At 74.1% G+C, this 12,741-nt stretch carries 14 protein-coding genes; 6 read left to right on the top strand and 8 right to left on the bottom strand.

Annotation, left to right across the window (positions count from 1 at the left end; translation table 11 throughout):
* Positions 1-119 precede the first annotated feature (119 nt).
* Positions 120-1,499: an alpha/beta hydrolase family esterase gene (locus tag MKK58_RS14965; RefSeq protein ID WP_243912800.1), complete on the top strand. Its 1,380-nt coding sequence runs from the start codon at positions 120-122 to the stop codon at positions 1,497-1,499.
* Here the strand turns inward: MKK58_RS14965 and panC are convergent.
* Both panC and MKK58_RS14955 read right to left on the bottom strand, forming a co-directional pair.
* Positions 1,496-2,350 carry a pantoate--beta-alanine ligase gene (panC, locus tag MKK58_RS14960; RefSeq protein WP_243912799.1) on the bottom strand — a complete coding sequence of 285 codons (855 nt, stop codon included), beginning with the start codon at positions 2,348-2,350 and terminating at the stop codon, positions 1,496-1,498. The two genes, MKK58_RS14965 and panC, sit on opposite strands and share 4 nt — an antisense overlap.
* A 70-nt stretch (positions 2,351-2,420) precedes the next feature.
* Positions 2,421-2,786, bottom strand: a complete 366-nt coding sequence (locus tag MKK58_RS14955; protein WP_243912798.1) for a hypothetical protein — start codon at positions 2,784-2,786, stop codon at positions 2,421-2,423.
* A 168-nt stretch (positions 2,787-2,954) separates the two neighbouring features.
* Between MKK58_RS14955 and MKK58_RS14950 the strand changes: the two genes are divergently transcribed.
* The 5 genes from MKK58_RS14950 to MKK58_RS14930 all read left to right on the top strand — a co-directional run bounded on the left by MKK58_RS14950 (position 2,955) and on the right by MKK58_RS14930 (position 7,105).
* Entirely contained in the window at positions 2,955-3,710 is a 756-nt protein-coding gene (locus MKK58_RS14950; protein ID WP_243912797.1) for a response regulator transcription factor, read from the top strand.
* Entirely contained in the window at positions 3,707-5,071 is a 1,365-nt protein-coding gene (locus tag MKK58_RS14945) for an ATP-binding protein (RefSeq protein ID WP_243912796.1), read from the top strand. The genes MKK58_RS14950 and MKK58_RS14945 overlap by 4 nt, the downstream gene beginning before the upstream one ends.
* 120 nt (positions 5,072-5,191) lie before the next feature.
* Positions 5,192-5,446, top strand: a complete 255-nt coding sequence (locus MKK58_RS14940; protein WP_243912795.1) for a hypothetical protein — start codon at positions 5,192-5,194, stop codon at positions 5,444-5,446.
* A 130-nt stretch (positions 5,447-5,576) separates the two neighbouring features.
* Complete coding sequence (locus MKK58_RS14935; RefSeq protein WP_243912794.1) at positions 5,577-6,359, top strand: glycosyltransferase family 2 protein; 783 nt, start codon at positions 5,577-5,579, stop codon at positions 6,357-6,359.
* A gap of 14 nt (positions 6,360-6,373) precedes the next feature.
* Positions 6,374-7,105, top strand: coding sequence for a tyrosine-protein phosphatase (locus tag MKK58_RS14930; protein WP_243912793.1), 732 nt, complete (start codon positions 6,374-6,376; stop codon positions 7,103-7,105).
* A 6-nt stretch (positions 7,106-7,111) separates the two neighbouring features.
* On the opposite strand, the gene MKK58_RS14925 is transcribed toward MKK58_RS14930, so the two are convergent.
* Genes MKK58_RS14925 through MKK58_RS14900 form a run of 6 tightly spaced genes read right to left on the bottom strand, consistent with a single transcriptional unit; the run spans position 7,112 to position 12,674 of the window.
* Complete coding sequence (locus MKK58_RS14925; protein ID WP_243912792.1) at positions 7,112-8,428, bottom strand: hypothetical protein; 1,317 nt, start codon at positions 8,426-8,428, stop codon at positions 7,112-7,114.
* On the bottom strand, positions 8,422-9,330 hold the full coding sequence (locus MKK58_RS14920) for a tetratricopeptide repeat protein (protein ID WP_243912791.1): 909 nt from the start codon (positions 9,328-9,330) through the stop codon (positions 8,422-8,424). The genes MKK58_RS14925 and MKK58_RS14920 overlap by 7 nt, the downstream gene beginning before the upstream one ends.
* A complete protein-coding gene (locus MKK58_RS14915; protein WP_243912790.1) occupies positions 9,330-10,271 on the bottom strand; it encodes a vWA domain-containing protein in 942 nt (313 codons plus the stop codon). The genes MKK58_RS14920 and MKK58_RS14915 overlap by 1 nt, the downstream gene beginning before the upstream one ends.
* Positions 10,268-11,293 carry a VWA domain-containing protein gene (locus MKK58_RS14910; protein ID WP_243912789.1) on the bottom strand — a complete coding sequence of 342 codons (1,026 nt, stop codon included), beginning with the start codon at positions 11,291-11,293 and terminating at the stop codon, positions 10,268-10,270. Before MKK58_RS14910 ends, MKK58_RS14915 begins: the two co-directional genes overlap by 4 nt.
* A gap of 1 nt (position 11,294) precedes the next feature.
* The gene (locus tag MKK58_RS14905) at positions 11,295-11,753 is read right to left on the bottom strand and encodes a DUF4381 family protein (RefSeq protein WP_243912788.1); all 459 of its coding nucleotides are present in this window, start codon (positions 11,751-11,753) and stop codon (positions 11,295-11,297) included.
* Positions 11,754-11,780: 27 nt separating this feature from the next.
* Positions 11,781-12,674 carry a DUF58 domain-containing protein gene (locus MKK58_RS14900; protein WP_243912897.1) on the bottom strand — a complete coding sequence of 298 codons (894 nt, stop codon included), beginning with the start codon at positions 12,672-12,674 and terminating at the stop codon, positions 11,781-11,783.
* Between the last annotated feature and the right edge of the window lie 67 nt (positions 12,675-12,741).

Here is a 12,741-nt window from a genome sequence, read left to right as displayed (position 1 = left end):
AGAGCGAAACCGAACCCCATCGCTTCGAAGGAAATCTTCGGGGTTCGTAAGACAGCGTGTCTCCCCGCGTTCCCGACCTCGCATGGTTCGGCCTCGCGCCGAATTGGAAAGCGAAACCCATGACCGATCCTTCGAACCGGATGCAGGACCGCCTCGCCGACATGATGGAGGCGACACGCCTCACGGCCGCCGGGCGCCTGCAGGACGCCACGGATCTTCTCCAGCGCGGCTTGAACGGGATGGGCCAGCCCGGCGCCCATTCCGCCGGATCGCCGACGCCCGGCTCCGGGCGCGGGGCGGTGAGTGCCCCCCACACGATCGACCTCGTGGCCGAGCGCATCGAGACCGGCCCGGGGCCGGAGCGTCCCGCCGCCAAGGCGAAGGCTGCGCCGGCCGCCGCACCGGAGGAGGCACCCCTCGCCGCGATCCTTCCCGAGAAGCTGCGCAAGGTCGTCGAGACCGTGACGCGCGGCATCGCCCCCGTGCTCGGGGGCCTCGGCAAGGCCGGGCGCGGGGGAAGCCAGAACGCGGGTCCCAACTTCGGGCCGAGCGCGGGTTTCGGCGGCTCGGGTCTCGGCGCAGGCCTCCCCGGCGGCCTGGGCGGGCTCGGCGGCTTCAATCAGAAGCGCGCGCCCCTCACCGAGGGCGGCAGCTTCACCGAGCACAGCTTCTCCAACGCGGCCGGCGGGCGGGACTACAAGCTGTTCGTTCCCAGCGACGCCCGGCCGAACCTGCCCCTGGTGGTGATGTTGCACGGCTGCACGCAGGGGCCCGACGATTTCGCGGCCGGCACGGGCATGAACGCCCTGGCCGAGGCGGAGGGCTTCCTCGTGGCCTACCCGGCCCAGAGCGGGCGGGCCAACGGCCAGCGATGCTGGAACTGGTTCCAGCCGGGCGACCAGGGTCGCGATTCCGGCGAGGCCGGCATTATCGCGGGGCTGACCCGGGCGATCATCGCCGAGCACCGGGTCGACCCGGCGCGGGTCTACATCGCCGGCCTGTCGGCGGGCGGCGCGGCGGCGGTGAACATCGCGCGGGTCTACCCCGACCTCTACGCGGCGGTGGGCATCCATTCGGGTCTCGCCGCCGGCTGCGCCCGCGACGTCTCGACGGCCTTGAGCGTCATGCGCCTCGGCCCCGTGGCTTCGGCCGATTGCACGATGTCCGAGGTTCGCGTGCCCACCATCGTGTTCCACGGCGAGAGCGACGGCACGGTCAACCTGCGCAACGGCGAGCAGGCCCTGGCCCAGGCCGGCATTGAGGGCCTGACGCCCGAGAGCGCCGAGGCGGTGAGCCCGGGCGGACTGTCCTACACCCGCACCCGCTACGCGGACGGGACCGGCCGGGTCGCGGTGGAGGGCTGGATCGTGCGCGGCCTCGGCCATGCCTGGTCCGGCGGCAGCCCGGCCGGCAGCTACACCGATCCGCGTGGACCCGACGCCTCGCGGGCGATGCTGGACTTCTTCCGGGCGAACCCGCTCGGTGCCGGCCGGGCCTAACCCACCGGCACGTTGTCGATGAGGCGCGTGCGGCCGAGATAGGCCGCCGCCAGCACCCGGGCGGGCCGCGTGGCCCGCTCCAGCGGGGCCAGGGTCTCGGCGTCGCGGACTTCGAGGTACTGCACCGGGTCGAAGCCCGCCGCCGCGAGTTCGGCGCGGCCCTGCTCCAGGAGCGGGCCCGCCTCCGCACCGTCCGCCAGGCCGGCGGCGATGCCGGACAGGACCGCGTGCAGGCGCGGCGCTCGGGCCCGCGCCTCGGCGTCGAGGTAGCGGTTGCGCGAGGACAGGGCGAGGCCGTCCGCCTCGCGCAGGGTCGGCACGCCCTGGATCTCCACGGGCAGGTCGAGGTCGCGCACCGCCCGCCGGATCACGAGGAGCTGCTGGAAATCCTTCTCGCCGAACAGCGCGAGATCCGGCTGGACCTGGTTGAGGAGCTTCGTCACCACGGTGGCGACCCCCGAGAAGTGCCCCGGCCGGTAGGCCCCGCAAAGGCCCTCGGTGAGCCCGTCGACCTCGATCCGGGTCGAGAAGTGCGCGGGGTACATCTCCGAGACCTCCGGCAGGTAGGCCGCATCGACCCCCGCCTCGGCGAGAAGCGCCAGATCGGCTTCGGTGTCGCGCGGATACCGCGAGAAATCCTCGTTGGGGCCGAACTGCGTCGGATTGACGAAGATGCTCGCCACCACGCGCTCTCCGAGGGTCTTCGCCCGCGCCATCAGGGCGAGGTGGCCCGCATGCAGGGCGCCCATGGTGGGCACCAGCACCACGCGGTCGCCGGCCCCGCGCCAGGCGGCGACCGCGGCGCGCAAGGGGGCGACCGCCGTGAACCGGGAGAGGGAAGTGTGGGACAAGGGGCGACCTCGTGCATGCGTCCGACGAACGGCGCCAGACCTAATCACCCGGACGCCCCGGCGCCAGCCGTCAGGGACAGTAGGGCAGCAGGGGACGGCCGTAGGGATCGTCCACCCCCAGCGGCGGCGTGAAGCCGTAATAGCTCGGCTTGCCCAGGCCGTAGGCCGAGCCGACATAGCTCGGATCGTCGGGCGCATCGGTGGGGATCGGAACCCGGCGCACCCGGCAGCGCAGGGCCTGGCGGCGGACGGGTGCGAAGCGACGGCCGGTGGAATCCTCGCCCTCCGCGCGCGGGAAGTAGCGCGGCATCGGCGCGAGGTCCGGACCCCGCGCGGTGCCCGGCAGTGGTGCGAACGGCTCCACGAGATCGGCCGCACCCGCCGGCAGCAGGCCCGCGAGCAATCCCGCCGCCGCGAGCCCGAACCGTGCCGTCATGCCGCTCCGCATCACCGAACCCTCTGATCCCCCAGCCGTCGCCGATCAGGGTAAACGGAAGGTTAAGTCAAACCGGTCTCGGCGCCCGCGGCTTCGGTCACGCGGCCTTGCGCCCGTCGCCCGCCTGCCCGAAGAACCGGGGGGAGCGGCTCGGACGAAGGCAGCCCCATGAATCCTGTGTCGGGAGCCGGCGTTCCGGAGGCAAGCCACGCCCCCATGGGGCACGTCCTCATCGTGGAGGACGACGACGGCCTGCGCCTGCTGATGACCCGCGCCCTGCGCGAGAGCGGCTTTCGCGTCACGACCTGCCGAAGCGGCGCCGAGATGTGGCGCCTGCTTCCAGAGGGCGGCATCGACCTCATCCTGCTCGACGTGATGCTGCCCGGCGCCTCGGGGCTGGACCTCCTGCGGGCGTTGCGGACCCGGAGTAGCGTGCCGGTCATCGTCGTCAGTGCCCGTGGCGAGGAGGCGGACCGGGTCCTGGGCCTCGAACTCGGAGCCGACGACTACGTCGCCAAGCCGTTTGGGCGCCCCGAACTCCTCGCCCGCATCCGGGCTGTCTTGCGGCGCTCCGTCCTCGCCCCCGCGCCCGCCACCCGCGCCACCGAGACCCTCACGTTCTCCGGCTGGCGCCTCGACCTGCGCAGCCGCGCGCTCGTCGATCCCGAGGGGGCGGCCGTCGATCTCTCGGGCGCGGAATACGACCTTCTCCTCGTCTTCCTGGATCATCCGGGGCGGGTGCTCGGCCGCGAACAGATCCTCGAATTGTCGCGTGCCCGCCTCGGATCGCCATCCGACCGCAGCGTCGACACCCTGGTCAGCCGTCTCCGGCGCAAGCTCGAACCGCCCGAGGGCGGGCCGCCCGTCATCAAGACCGTGCGCGGCTCGGGCTACCTGCTGGCCGCGACGGTGATCCGCGCATGAAGCGCCCTCGCGCCGGGCGAGGCGGCGCCCCGCAGCGCGCGGTCCTGCGCCTCGGCTCTCTGGCGCGCAGCCTCGAGGGCCGCACGCTGGCCGTGCTGCTCCTGGCGATCCTCGCGGTCCACGGCGCGGCCCTGCTCCTGTACCGCCAGTCGGCCGTGGCTGCCGCCGACGACGCCTTCGCCATCCAGGTCGCCAATCAGCTCGCCCTCGCCCGCGAGGCCGTGCTGCGCCGGCCGGGTCCGGAGCGCGGCGCCGAGGCGCGGGCCCTCTCCACCCCGCATTTCGAGATCGGCTGGTCGGAGGCGCCCATGCCGTCCCCGGCGCGGAGCGACCCGGCCCTGGCCGCCCTCCACGACCGCCTGACCTCCCTGGATCCGAGCCTCGCCGCCGGGCTCGCCCTGACTTTCGACGCGGGGGACCCCCTGCACCAGGATCTCGGCGGCAGCCTGCCCCTCGCCGACGGCAGCCTTCTCACCTTCCGCTCGGCCCACGCGCCGAGCACGGCCCGGCGGAACCCCTGGGCGTTCCTCGCCACCGGCATGGCCGTCCTCGTCGGCCTCGCCGCGGTGATCCTCACCCACCGGATCGCCGGCCCCCTGCGCGACCTGACCCGAGCTACCGGCCTGATCGGGCATGGCCGGGTCGTGCCCGTGCCCGAGGCGGGACCGGACGAGACGCGTGCGATCGCGCGGGCCCTCAACGGAATGCAGCGGCGCATCCACACCCTGGTCACAGAGCGCACCCAGGCGCTCGCCGCCGTCTCCCACGACCTGCGCACGCCCATCGCCCGCCTGCGCCTGCGCCTCGACGGGGTCGCCGACACCGCGGAGCGCCGGGCGATGGCGTCCGACCTCGACGACATGCAGGCGATGATCGACTCCACGCTCGCCTACCTGCGCGGCGACGCCAATCCGGAACCGCGCGCGGTGACCAACGTCGCGAGCGTGCTGATGAGCCTCGCCGATGCCGGCCAGGATGCCGGGCACGCGGTCTCCTACGAGGGACCGCCGCGCGCCCTCGCCACGATCCGTCGTGTGGCGCTGCGGCGCGCGCTCGACAACGTCGTCGACAATGCCGTGCGGTACGGGGACCGGGCCCGTATCGGCCTCACGGTCGAGGCGACGTGCCTCCGGCTCCGGATCGATGACGACGGGGCGGGGATTCCGGTCGAGGCGCTGGATCGGGCCTTCGAGCCCTTCGTCCGACTCGAGGGCTCCCGCAATCGCGGCACCGGCGGGACCGGCCTGGGCCTCGCCATCGCCCGCCGGGTCGTGGAGGCCGAGGGCGGCACGATCGGCCTGGAGAACCGGCCGGGCGGTGGCCTGCGCGTCGAGATCCGCCTGCCGCGCACTGTCCCCTGAGGGCGGCCTGCGGTCGCGTCGGACATACTTCGTCATACTTCCGGCAATCGGCAGCCAAGCGGCGGGCCCATCTCCCACCTCGACGCGGCCGACGATGCCGCGGACAACGAGGACGAACCGATGACCCGTACCATGACCACCCTGCTCTCCCTCGCGGTGATGACCGCCCTGGCGGGTCCCGCCGCCGCCATCGACGGCCACGGCAACGCAGCCAATCCCACCCTCCCCATCCCGAACACGGGCGGTGTCTCGGGGGGGCCCGCCCATCGCGACGACCCGCGCGTCAGCGAGGGGCGCGAACTGACCCGCGACGGCAAGCCGGTACACTCGGCCAATGACGGACATGCCCACGGCCACAGCCACGACAAGAAGTAGGCGCGCGGCCCGCTCGTCCCACCCCGCCCGGTGCGCCGCGCCGGGCGGCCGGTGCCGAGCCTTCGGGCGAGTTGTGAAACGCCGGTCCCGCCGCTACGAAGCCGGGGACCAGCGACGGGAAGATCCCCAGGTGAAGCCTGATCCGGCCCTACGACGACCCGTTACGTGCACGATCATCACGAAGAACGAGGCCGACCGCATCCTGCGCTGCCTCGAGAGCGTGCGGGGCCTCGTCTCCGAGATCATCGTGGTCGATTCCGGAAGCACCGACGGCACCCTGGAGATCTGCCGGGATTTCGGGGCGACCTGCCTCCACCGCGACTGGGAAGGCTACGGTCAGCAGAAGCGCTTCGCCGAGACGATGGCGAGCCACGACTGGATCCTCAATCTCGACGCGGACGAGTGGCTCACGGAGGCGACCCGCGCGGAACTGGCGCGCCTGCTCGCGGCGCCGATCCCCGAGGACATCCACGGGTTCGAGTTCAGGATCACCCAGGTCTATCCCGGCGATGCGCGGCCACGCCCCTTCGCCGACTACCACACCTATGTCCGCCTCTATGACCGGACCCGCTGCCGCTTCCCCGACAGCGCCGTCTTCGACGAGGTGAAGATCCCGGCCGCCCACAGGGGCCGGATCCGCGCGCCGATCTTTCACCAGTCGATCCGCTCGATCGCGCATCTGGTGGAAAAGAATATTCTCTATTATCGGTTGCAGACCGGGGAGGTTAAGAAAAAATCGCCCCTGACCCCCGTGCGGATCGCCTTCGAGCCGCTGCTGGTCTTCTTCAAGTATTATTTCATGAAGCGGCACGTCACCGGCGGCGTGTACGGGTTCATCGTGGCCATCACCATCGCCATGCTGCGGACCTATCGCCTGGCGATCCTGCACTTCCCCAAGGAACGGACGCGCTGAGGATCGGCCGGATCATGGCGCGATGGGGTCGAGGCCGGGACTACGAGCGCCGCAACGTGGAGCGCCTCGCTCGGATCGCGCGCTGGGAGCGGCCCATCACCGGGCGCGGCGACCGCTTGCGGGCCTGGGCGAACATGCTCCTCCGGGATCACGGCCTGTTCCGGCTGGTCTACCTCAACCGGCACCGGGTCGGCGCCGGCCGCCTCTGGCGCTCGGCGCAGCCCGCCCCCCACCAGATCACCCGCATGGCCCGGGACGGCATCCGGACCCTCGTCTGCCTGCGCGGCGAGCCGGAATACGGCTCCTGGCCGCTGGCGCAGGAGCGCTGCCGGGCCCTGGGCCTCGACCTCCGGACCATCACCCTGCGCTCCCGCGCGGCGCCCGAGCCCCAAACCATCCTCGACTTGAAGCGGATCTTCGAGACGATCCAGTATCCGGCCCTGATCCACTGCAAGTCCGGCGCCGACCGCGCGGGCCTCGCCGCCGCCCTCTACCTCGTGTTCCAGGAGCAGGTGGCGCCCGCCCAGGCCATGCGCCAGCTCGCGCTGCGCTACGGCCATGTCCGGCAGGCCAAGACCGGCATCCTGGGCCACTTCTTCAGGGCCTATCTCGAAGCGGCCGCCCGCGCGCCCATCGGCTTCGAGGACTGGGTCCGAACCCGCTACGACCCCGCCGCCCTCGAAGCCTCCATGAAGGACCGGCGCTGGTCGAACCTCATCGTCGACCGCCTCCTGCGGCGGGAATAGCCGCCCTCACCGGCGCGGGGCGGCGGAACCGTCGAGGGGGGCGAGGCGATCCGGCGGATGAGCGGCCGTCGGCGGCATCCTGACGGGCCGCGACAGTCCCGCCGCGAGCCCGGCGAGATCGGGGCCCGGACCCTGCGTCTCCGGGGCGCCGGGCGCGTAGAGCGACCGGTCGAGGGCGTCGAGTCCGGCGGCGATGTCGGGCTGCCGGCGCCAGGCCCGTGCGAGGTCCGGGTCTCCCTGGAGGGCGGGTGCCAGCGCGGCGCGAAAGGCGCGGGGGTCGCGCGCCGTGGCGGCCCGGCGCAGGGCGCGCCGGGTGCGGCCGTCGAGGCGCCGGCGCCCGGCGCCCCCGGAGCCGAAGCCGAGCAGGGCGAGACCGAGGCCGAAGGCCGTCACCGCGGCGGAGGCGACGACGATCGGGGAGGCCGCGAGGACGGGTTTCGCCTCGTCGTCCCGGTCGGGCAGTCCGCCGCCGATCTGGCGGGCGGGGATCTCGGCCTCGCGCAGGGTGCGCGAGACGGTGTCGAACCACGGGATGACGATCGCGTCGAGGGGGATGATCTCCTCGATCGCGGGGCGCACGTCCCACTGGTAGGTCACGCGGGCCACGGGTCCCGAGGGGGTGATCAGGGTCTCGCGGGTGACCGGCCCCGCGAAGGTGAGGATGCCGCGCGTGCGCATCACGGGCCGGGGCGGCAACCCTTCCGCGACCATGCCCTGCGCCTCCAGGGTAACGATGCGCCGGGTGGTCTCGCCGAGCTTCACCGTCTCGGGGTCGGGGCTCCAGGAATCCGTGATCGTCACGTCCTTGGCCGGCAGCCACCAGGGCTCCTTGGCGTCCGGCCCGCCCACCGGCTTCGTCCAGGTGGCGACGGGCAAGGTGACCGGGGCCGAGGGCACGTCGACCACGACCCGCTTGCCGCCGTCGTTGACGGTGAGGCGGTGCAGGAACGGATCGATGGTGAAGTCGCCCGGATGGTGCGGGAAGATCGCCACCACGCGGTCGAAGGCGATGGCCACCTGCCCGTCGGGCAGGCGGGTCTTCGACCAGGCGTCGCGGCCGAGCTGCGTCCAGCTGAAATTGGCCAGCGACGGCTGGATCACCTCCTCCAGCAGGATCGGCTGGCGGTAGACCCCGTGGATGCGCAGCAGCACCATCTCACGGGAGAACGGATCGGCGTTGCCGTTGCGCTCCGGCGTCACCGTGAGGGTGAGGTCGCCGGGGCCGATCTCGGCGCGGAGGGGGAGGGGGGCGAGGAGGACGAAGGCGAGGCCGGCCGCGAGGACGCCACGCCGATTCCGAAACGCGGACCGAACGCTCACCATGGATTGCTCCCACCGGGCACCGCCGTGCCGGCCTCGACGCGGGCCGCGTGCTCCGCCTTCAGGCGCAGCTTGAGATAGCGTCCGGGATCGTCCGGCAGGGTCTGCAGCCAGAGGCGGTCGGGGCGGATCTCGTGGGCCTCGAAGCTCTTCGTCACCCGGCGCACCTCCCGCTCGGGGGCGGCCGCGACCATGGCGGAGCCCGCCCCCGTGCGGCCCCGCCCCGCCGCGTCGCTGGCCGAGCCGCGGGCCTCGCCCTTGCCGGAATCCACCGAGACCTGCTCGGCCTTGCCGCGCCGGGCCACCTTGCTGTTGCCCGGCGTCGAGGAGGTGGTGCCGCCCTCCTTGTTGCCGGCCAGGCCCTCGCCGCTGGAGGTGGCTTGAGTGTCGTCGTTGGGGTCCTGGTTCGAGGTCTTGTTGTAGCGCGCGCCCACCGTGGCGGTGGCGTTGGCCACGCCGCCGCCCTTGCCGAGATCGCCCGCGCCCTCGTCGACGAGGCGGGCGATCAGCGAGCGGTTGGCCTGCGCGTCGGCGTCGCGCGGGTTGTATTGGAGCGCGGCGTCGTAGGCGTCGAGCGCCCCCTGCAGGTCGCCGGATTTCGCGAGTGCGTTGCCGAGGTTGTAGGCGTTGCGCCGGCCGCCGTTGCGGAACAGGGCGGCGGCTTCCGTGTAGCGCCCGGCCTGGTAGAGGGCCGGGCCGCGCCAGGCCGGATCGTCGAGCACCCAGGCGGCGGCCCCGGGCAGCCCGGCCCCCATCAGGGCGCGGCCGAGGCTGGTGCGCGGCTGCGCCGTGGCGGTGAGGCCGAGGATGCCCGCACCCGCGAGCCCGAGGGCGCCCAGCCGCGCCCAGCGGGTCCACCCCTGGGGAAGAACGGGCAGGCGGGCGGACAACGAACCGATCGCCATCAGGCGCTCCTGCGGAATAGGACGAGGGCCGGCAGCAGGGCTAGCAGCACGAGCCAGCGCCCGAGATCGGCGAAGGCCAGCACGGTGTAGCCCCCGGCGGCAAGGTGCTGGGCGGTGCTGGCGCCGACCGCGTCGAGGACCGGGGCGGGGCTGTCGAGGAGGGCGAAGCGGCCCGCGCCCGCGTCGGTCAGGCGCTCGAGGGCGCCCCGGTCGGGCTTGGGCGAGCCCGCCGGCAGGCCGGGCCCGGCGGGCACGAAGAGCCCGTGCAGGTGCCAGCCCTTGGCCCGGATCGCGGTGGCCTCGCGTAAGGCCGCGTCGCCGATGCCGTCGCCGTCGGTGACGAGGACCACGTCGCCCGCGATCACGCCGGCCTCCTCCAGGGTGCGGCGGGCCAGGGCGAGGCCGCGCTCGGGATGGGTGCCCCGGTCCGGCACGGTGTCGCCGTCGAGGGCGAAGAGGGTCGAGGCGAGGGCGTCCCGGTCGGTGGTGGGCGGGGCGGCGAGATAGCTGTCCCCGGCATAGACCACCACGGCGACGCTGCGGGTGCCGGCGGCCTCGGCCGCGCCCTGTGCGACCTGGCGCACGTCCTTCAGGTGCCCGCCCTCCGCGATGGAGCGCGACAGGTCGACCACCACCACGGTGGCGTCGAGATTGCGGAAGGTCGCGGCGTCCGGGCGCTCCACCGCCGGGCCGGTGAGGGCCAGGGCGACGAGCCCGGCCGCGATCGCCGCGGCGAGGTTCGCCTGCCGGCGCCCGCCCAGCACCGCCCCACGCCGGGCGAGCAGTGCCATCAGGCCGGGATCGACGGCCCGGGTCCAGTCGCCCAGCGGCGCCGAGCGCCAGGCGGCGCGCAGCGCCAGGGCGGCCACGAGGGGAATCGCCACCAGCCACCAGGGCCGCAGGATAGCGCAGGTCCCGAGGAATGTGTCGAGGAGGCTCATGCGGTCCGCCGCGACGCGAGGAGGCCGGCCGCGGCCAGGAAGGCGAGGGCGGCGGGCCAGGGCCAGAGGTCTTTCCGCAGCGGCACCGGCGGCGCCTTGGCGCGGCCGCCCTCAATGTCGTCGATGGCGTTGGCCATGGCGACGAGGTCCTCGGTGGTTTTCACGCGAAACATCCGGCCGCCGGTGAGGTCCGCGATGTCCCGCAAGGTCTCGGTGTCGACCACGTCCTGCTCGCCCTCGGCGTTGGAGAGGTCGCGGGGGCCCAGCGCGATGGTGTGGACGCGGACGCCGAGCTCCTTGGCGAGGCCGGCCACGTCCCGGGGCGTGGTCTGGCCCGCATTGTTGGCGCCGTCGGTCATCAGGATCACCACCTTGGCGGTGGCGGGCGGCGCGCCCTCGGCCTCCGGCCCGGCCGGGGTCAGGCGCTTGAGGGCGAGGCCGAGGCCGTCGCCGATGCCGGTGGAGCGGCCGACGAGGCCGATGGTGGCCTCGTCGAGGGCACGGGCGACGGTGGCGGTGTCGAAGCTCGGGCTCGCGGCGACGTAGGATTCGTTGGCGAAGATGACGAGGCCGATGCGGTCGCCGGCCCGGCGGCGGATGAAGTCGGTGCCGACCCGCTTGACGGCGGTCAGGCGCGTCACGGTCTGGCCGTCGAGGGCGAAGTCGCGCCGCTCCATCGAGCCGGACAGGTCCATCACCAGCATGATCTCGCGGCCCGAGGCCGGCAGGGCGGTGGCCGGCAGGACGAGGCGGGGCCCCGCCAGGGCGACCACCAGGGCCGCCCACAGGGTCCAGACCAGGATGGCGCGGCCGCGCCCGCGCGCCGCCACGCTGTCGCCCCGGGCGGCCTCGGCCACCAGGGAGGGGGGCACCCGGAGCGCGCCGCTCGCCCCGACCCGCTCGGGCGGCATCAGCCGGGCCGCCAGGAGCGGCAGGGGCAGGAGCAGCAGCGCGTAGGGGCTCGCGAGGTCGAAGGCCGAGGCGAGGGCGGTGAGCCAGTGGGGTGCGAGACCCGTCAGCATGTCAGGCCCCGATCCGGGCAAAGAGCCGCGCCAGCTCGGCGTCCACCGGGCCGGGCTCGGGGGCGCCGCGCTGGTAGAGTCCCTCAGTGAAGATCCGGCCCGCGCCGGCGGTGAAGAAGGTGGTGGCGAAGAGCCCGTCGAGGGTGGCGGCCCAGGCTGTCCCCTGCGCAGCCGCCGCCGCGTCGCCCTGGAGAGTGCGGGCGAGGCGGCGCAGGAGCTGCGCCTGCGCGACCCGGCGACGCTCCGGCGGCAGGGCGTTGGCGGCGGCCAGCTCGGCCAGGGCCGCGCGCCGGACGGAGCCGCGCCGGCGCGCCCGCAGCCACCGCAGCAGGCCGAGGACCAGGGCCGCCGTGAACCCGAGCGCGATGGCGAGCATCACCGCCCCTTGCGTGGACCCCGCCTCGGCGGGCAGGTGCAGGCCGCGCAGCTGATCGAGGCCCGGCGGGACATCGGGCGTCACCGGACCGCTCCCGGTCGGCGGGGCGCCCTACAGCATCGCATCGAGGCGCTCCATCAGCGGCGCGTAGGCCTCCGGACCGGCCTCGACGTCGAGGCGCAGGCCCGCGATTCCGCGCTGGGCATAGGCGATGAGGCGGGCGTCGGTGCCCGGGGAGGCCCGGTCGGCCCGGCTCGCCTGCACGGTGCCGCGCCGCCCGTCCGGCGTGGCGAAGGGGTAGAAGCCCGGTGGCCGGGCGCGCTCGAAGGCGTCGCTCACGAGGACGAGGCGGATCGATAGGCGCTCGGCCATGATCGTCAGGAGCGGGTCGAAATCCTCCCCCGGCCCGTCGAGGGCGCTGCCGATGACGAGGTGGCCGCCGGAAGGCAGCAGGCTCTGGGCCAGGGTCAGGGCGGGTGCGAGGGGCGGGTCCGCGCGGGTGTCGTCGGCCAGTGCCCGGGCGTGGGCCAGCGCCAGGGCGCCCGTGAGGGCGGTCATCGCCCGCTCGCCGCCGGCCGGGCGCACCACCACGGGCTCGCCGGCCCCCGCCGCCACGAGGCCGATGCGGCCGCCGTCGCCGACGATGCGCCAGCCGAGCAGCACCAGGGCCTCGGCCGCCGCCACCGAGCGCAGGGCGCGGCGGGTGCCGAACAGCATCGAGGGTCTGACGTCGGCGAGGAGCACCACGGCGCGGTCGCGCTCGTCGTGGTGGGTGCGCACGTGCAGGATGCCGGTGCGGGCGGTGGCGTTGCGGTCGATGTGCCGGCGGTCGTCGCCCTCCGACCAGAGGCGCACGTCGTCGGGCTCCGAGCCGCGTCCGCGCCGCCGCGTCACGATCCCGCCGGGCAGGCCCGCAAGCGTCCGGGTGGCCGGGCCGGTTCCGCGCCGGGCGAGGTGGCGCAGGCCCATCAGCGCCTCGCCGGAGAGGTGGATGCCCGGCGCCATCAGCGGGTCGGTGTCCGGCAGGGCGGCTGCGGCTGCGGCTTGGGCCGGGCTCGGCACGGTCATGGTC

This window comes from Methylobacterium sp. J-078, assembly GCF_022829285.1.
Lineage (GTDB): Bacteria > Pseudomonadota > Alphaproteobacteria > Rhizobiales > Beijerinckiaceae > Methylobacterium.
Note: the sequence above shows the minus strand (reverse complement) of the source record. Positions and strands in the feature narration are given on the sequence as shown.

Coding starts and splice junctions, on each gene's coding strand:
- MKK58_RS14965 (WP_243912800.1), top strand. CDS start 120: ATGACCGATCCTTCGAACCGGATGCAGGACCGCCTCGCCGACATGATG.
- MKK58_RS14955 (WP_243912798.1), bottom strand. CDS start 2,786: ATGACGGCACGGTTCGGGCTCGCGGCGGCGGGATTGCTCGCGGGCCTG.
- MKK58_RS14950 (WP_243912797.1), top strand. CDS start 2,955: ATGAATCCTGTGTCGGGAGCCGGCGTTCCGGAGGCAAGCCACGCCCCC.
- MKK58_RS14945 (WP_243912796.1), top strand. CDS start 3,707: ATGAAGCGCCCTCGCGCCGGGCGAGGCGGCGCCCCGCAGCGCGCGGTC.
- MKK58_RS14940 (WP_243912795.1), top strand. CDS start 5,192: ATGACCCGTACCATGACCACCCTGCTCTCCCTCGCGGTGATGACCGCC.
- MKK58_RS14930 (WP_243912793.1), top strand. CDS start 6,374: ATGGCGCGATGGGGTCGAGGCCGGGACTACGAGCGCCGCAACGTGGAG.
- MKK58_RS14925 (WP_243912792.1), bottom strand. CDS start 8,428: ATGGTGAGCGTTCGGTCCGCGTTTCGGAATCGGCGTGGCGTCCTCGCG.
- MKK58_RS14920 (WP_243912791.1), bottom strand. CDS start 9,330: ATGGCGATCGGTTCGTTGTCCGCCCGCCTGCCCGTTCTTCCCCAGGGG.
- MKK58_RS14915 (WP_243912790.1), bottom strand. CDS start 10,271: ATGAGCCTCCTCGACACATTCCTCGGGACCTGCGCTATCCTGCGGCCC.
- MKK58_RS14910 (WP_243912789.1), bottom strand. CDS start 11,293: ATGCTGACGGGTCTCGCACCCCACTGGCTCACCGCCCTCGCCTCGGCC.
- MKK58_RS14900 (WP_243912897.1), bottom strand. CDS start 12,674: ATGGCGCCGGGCATCCACCTCTCCGGCGAGGCGCTGATGGGCCTGCGC.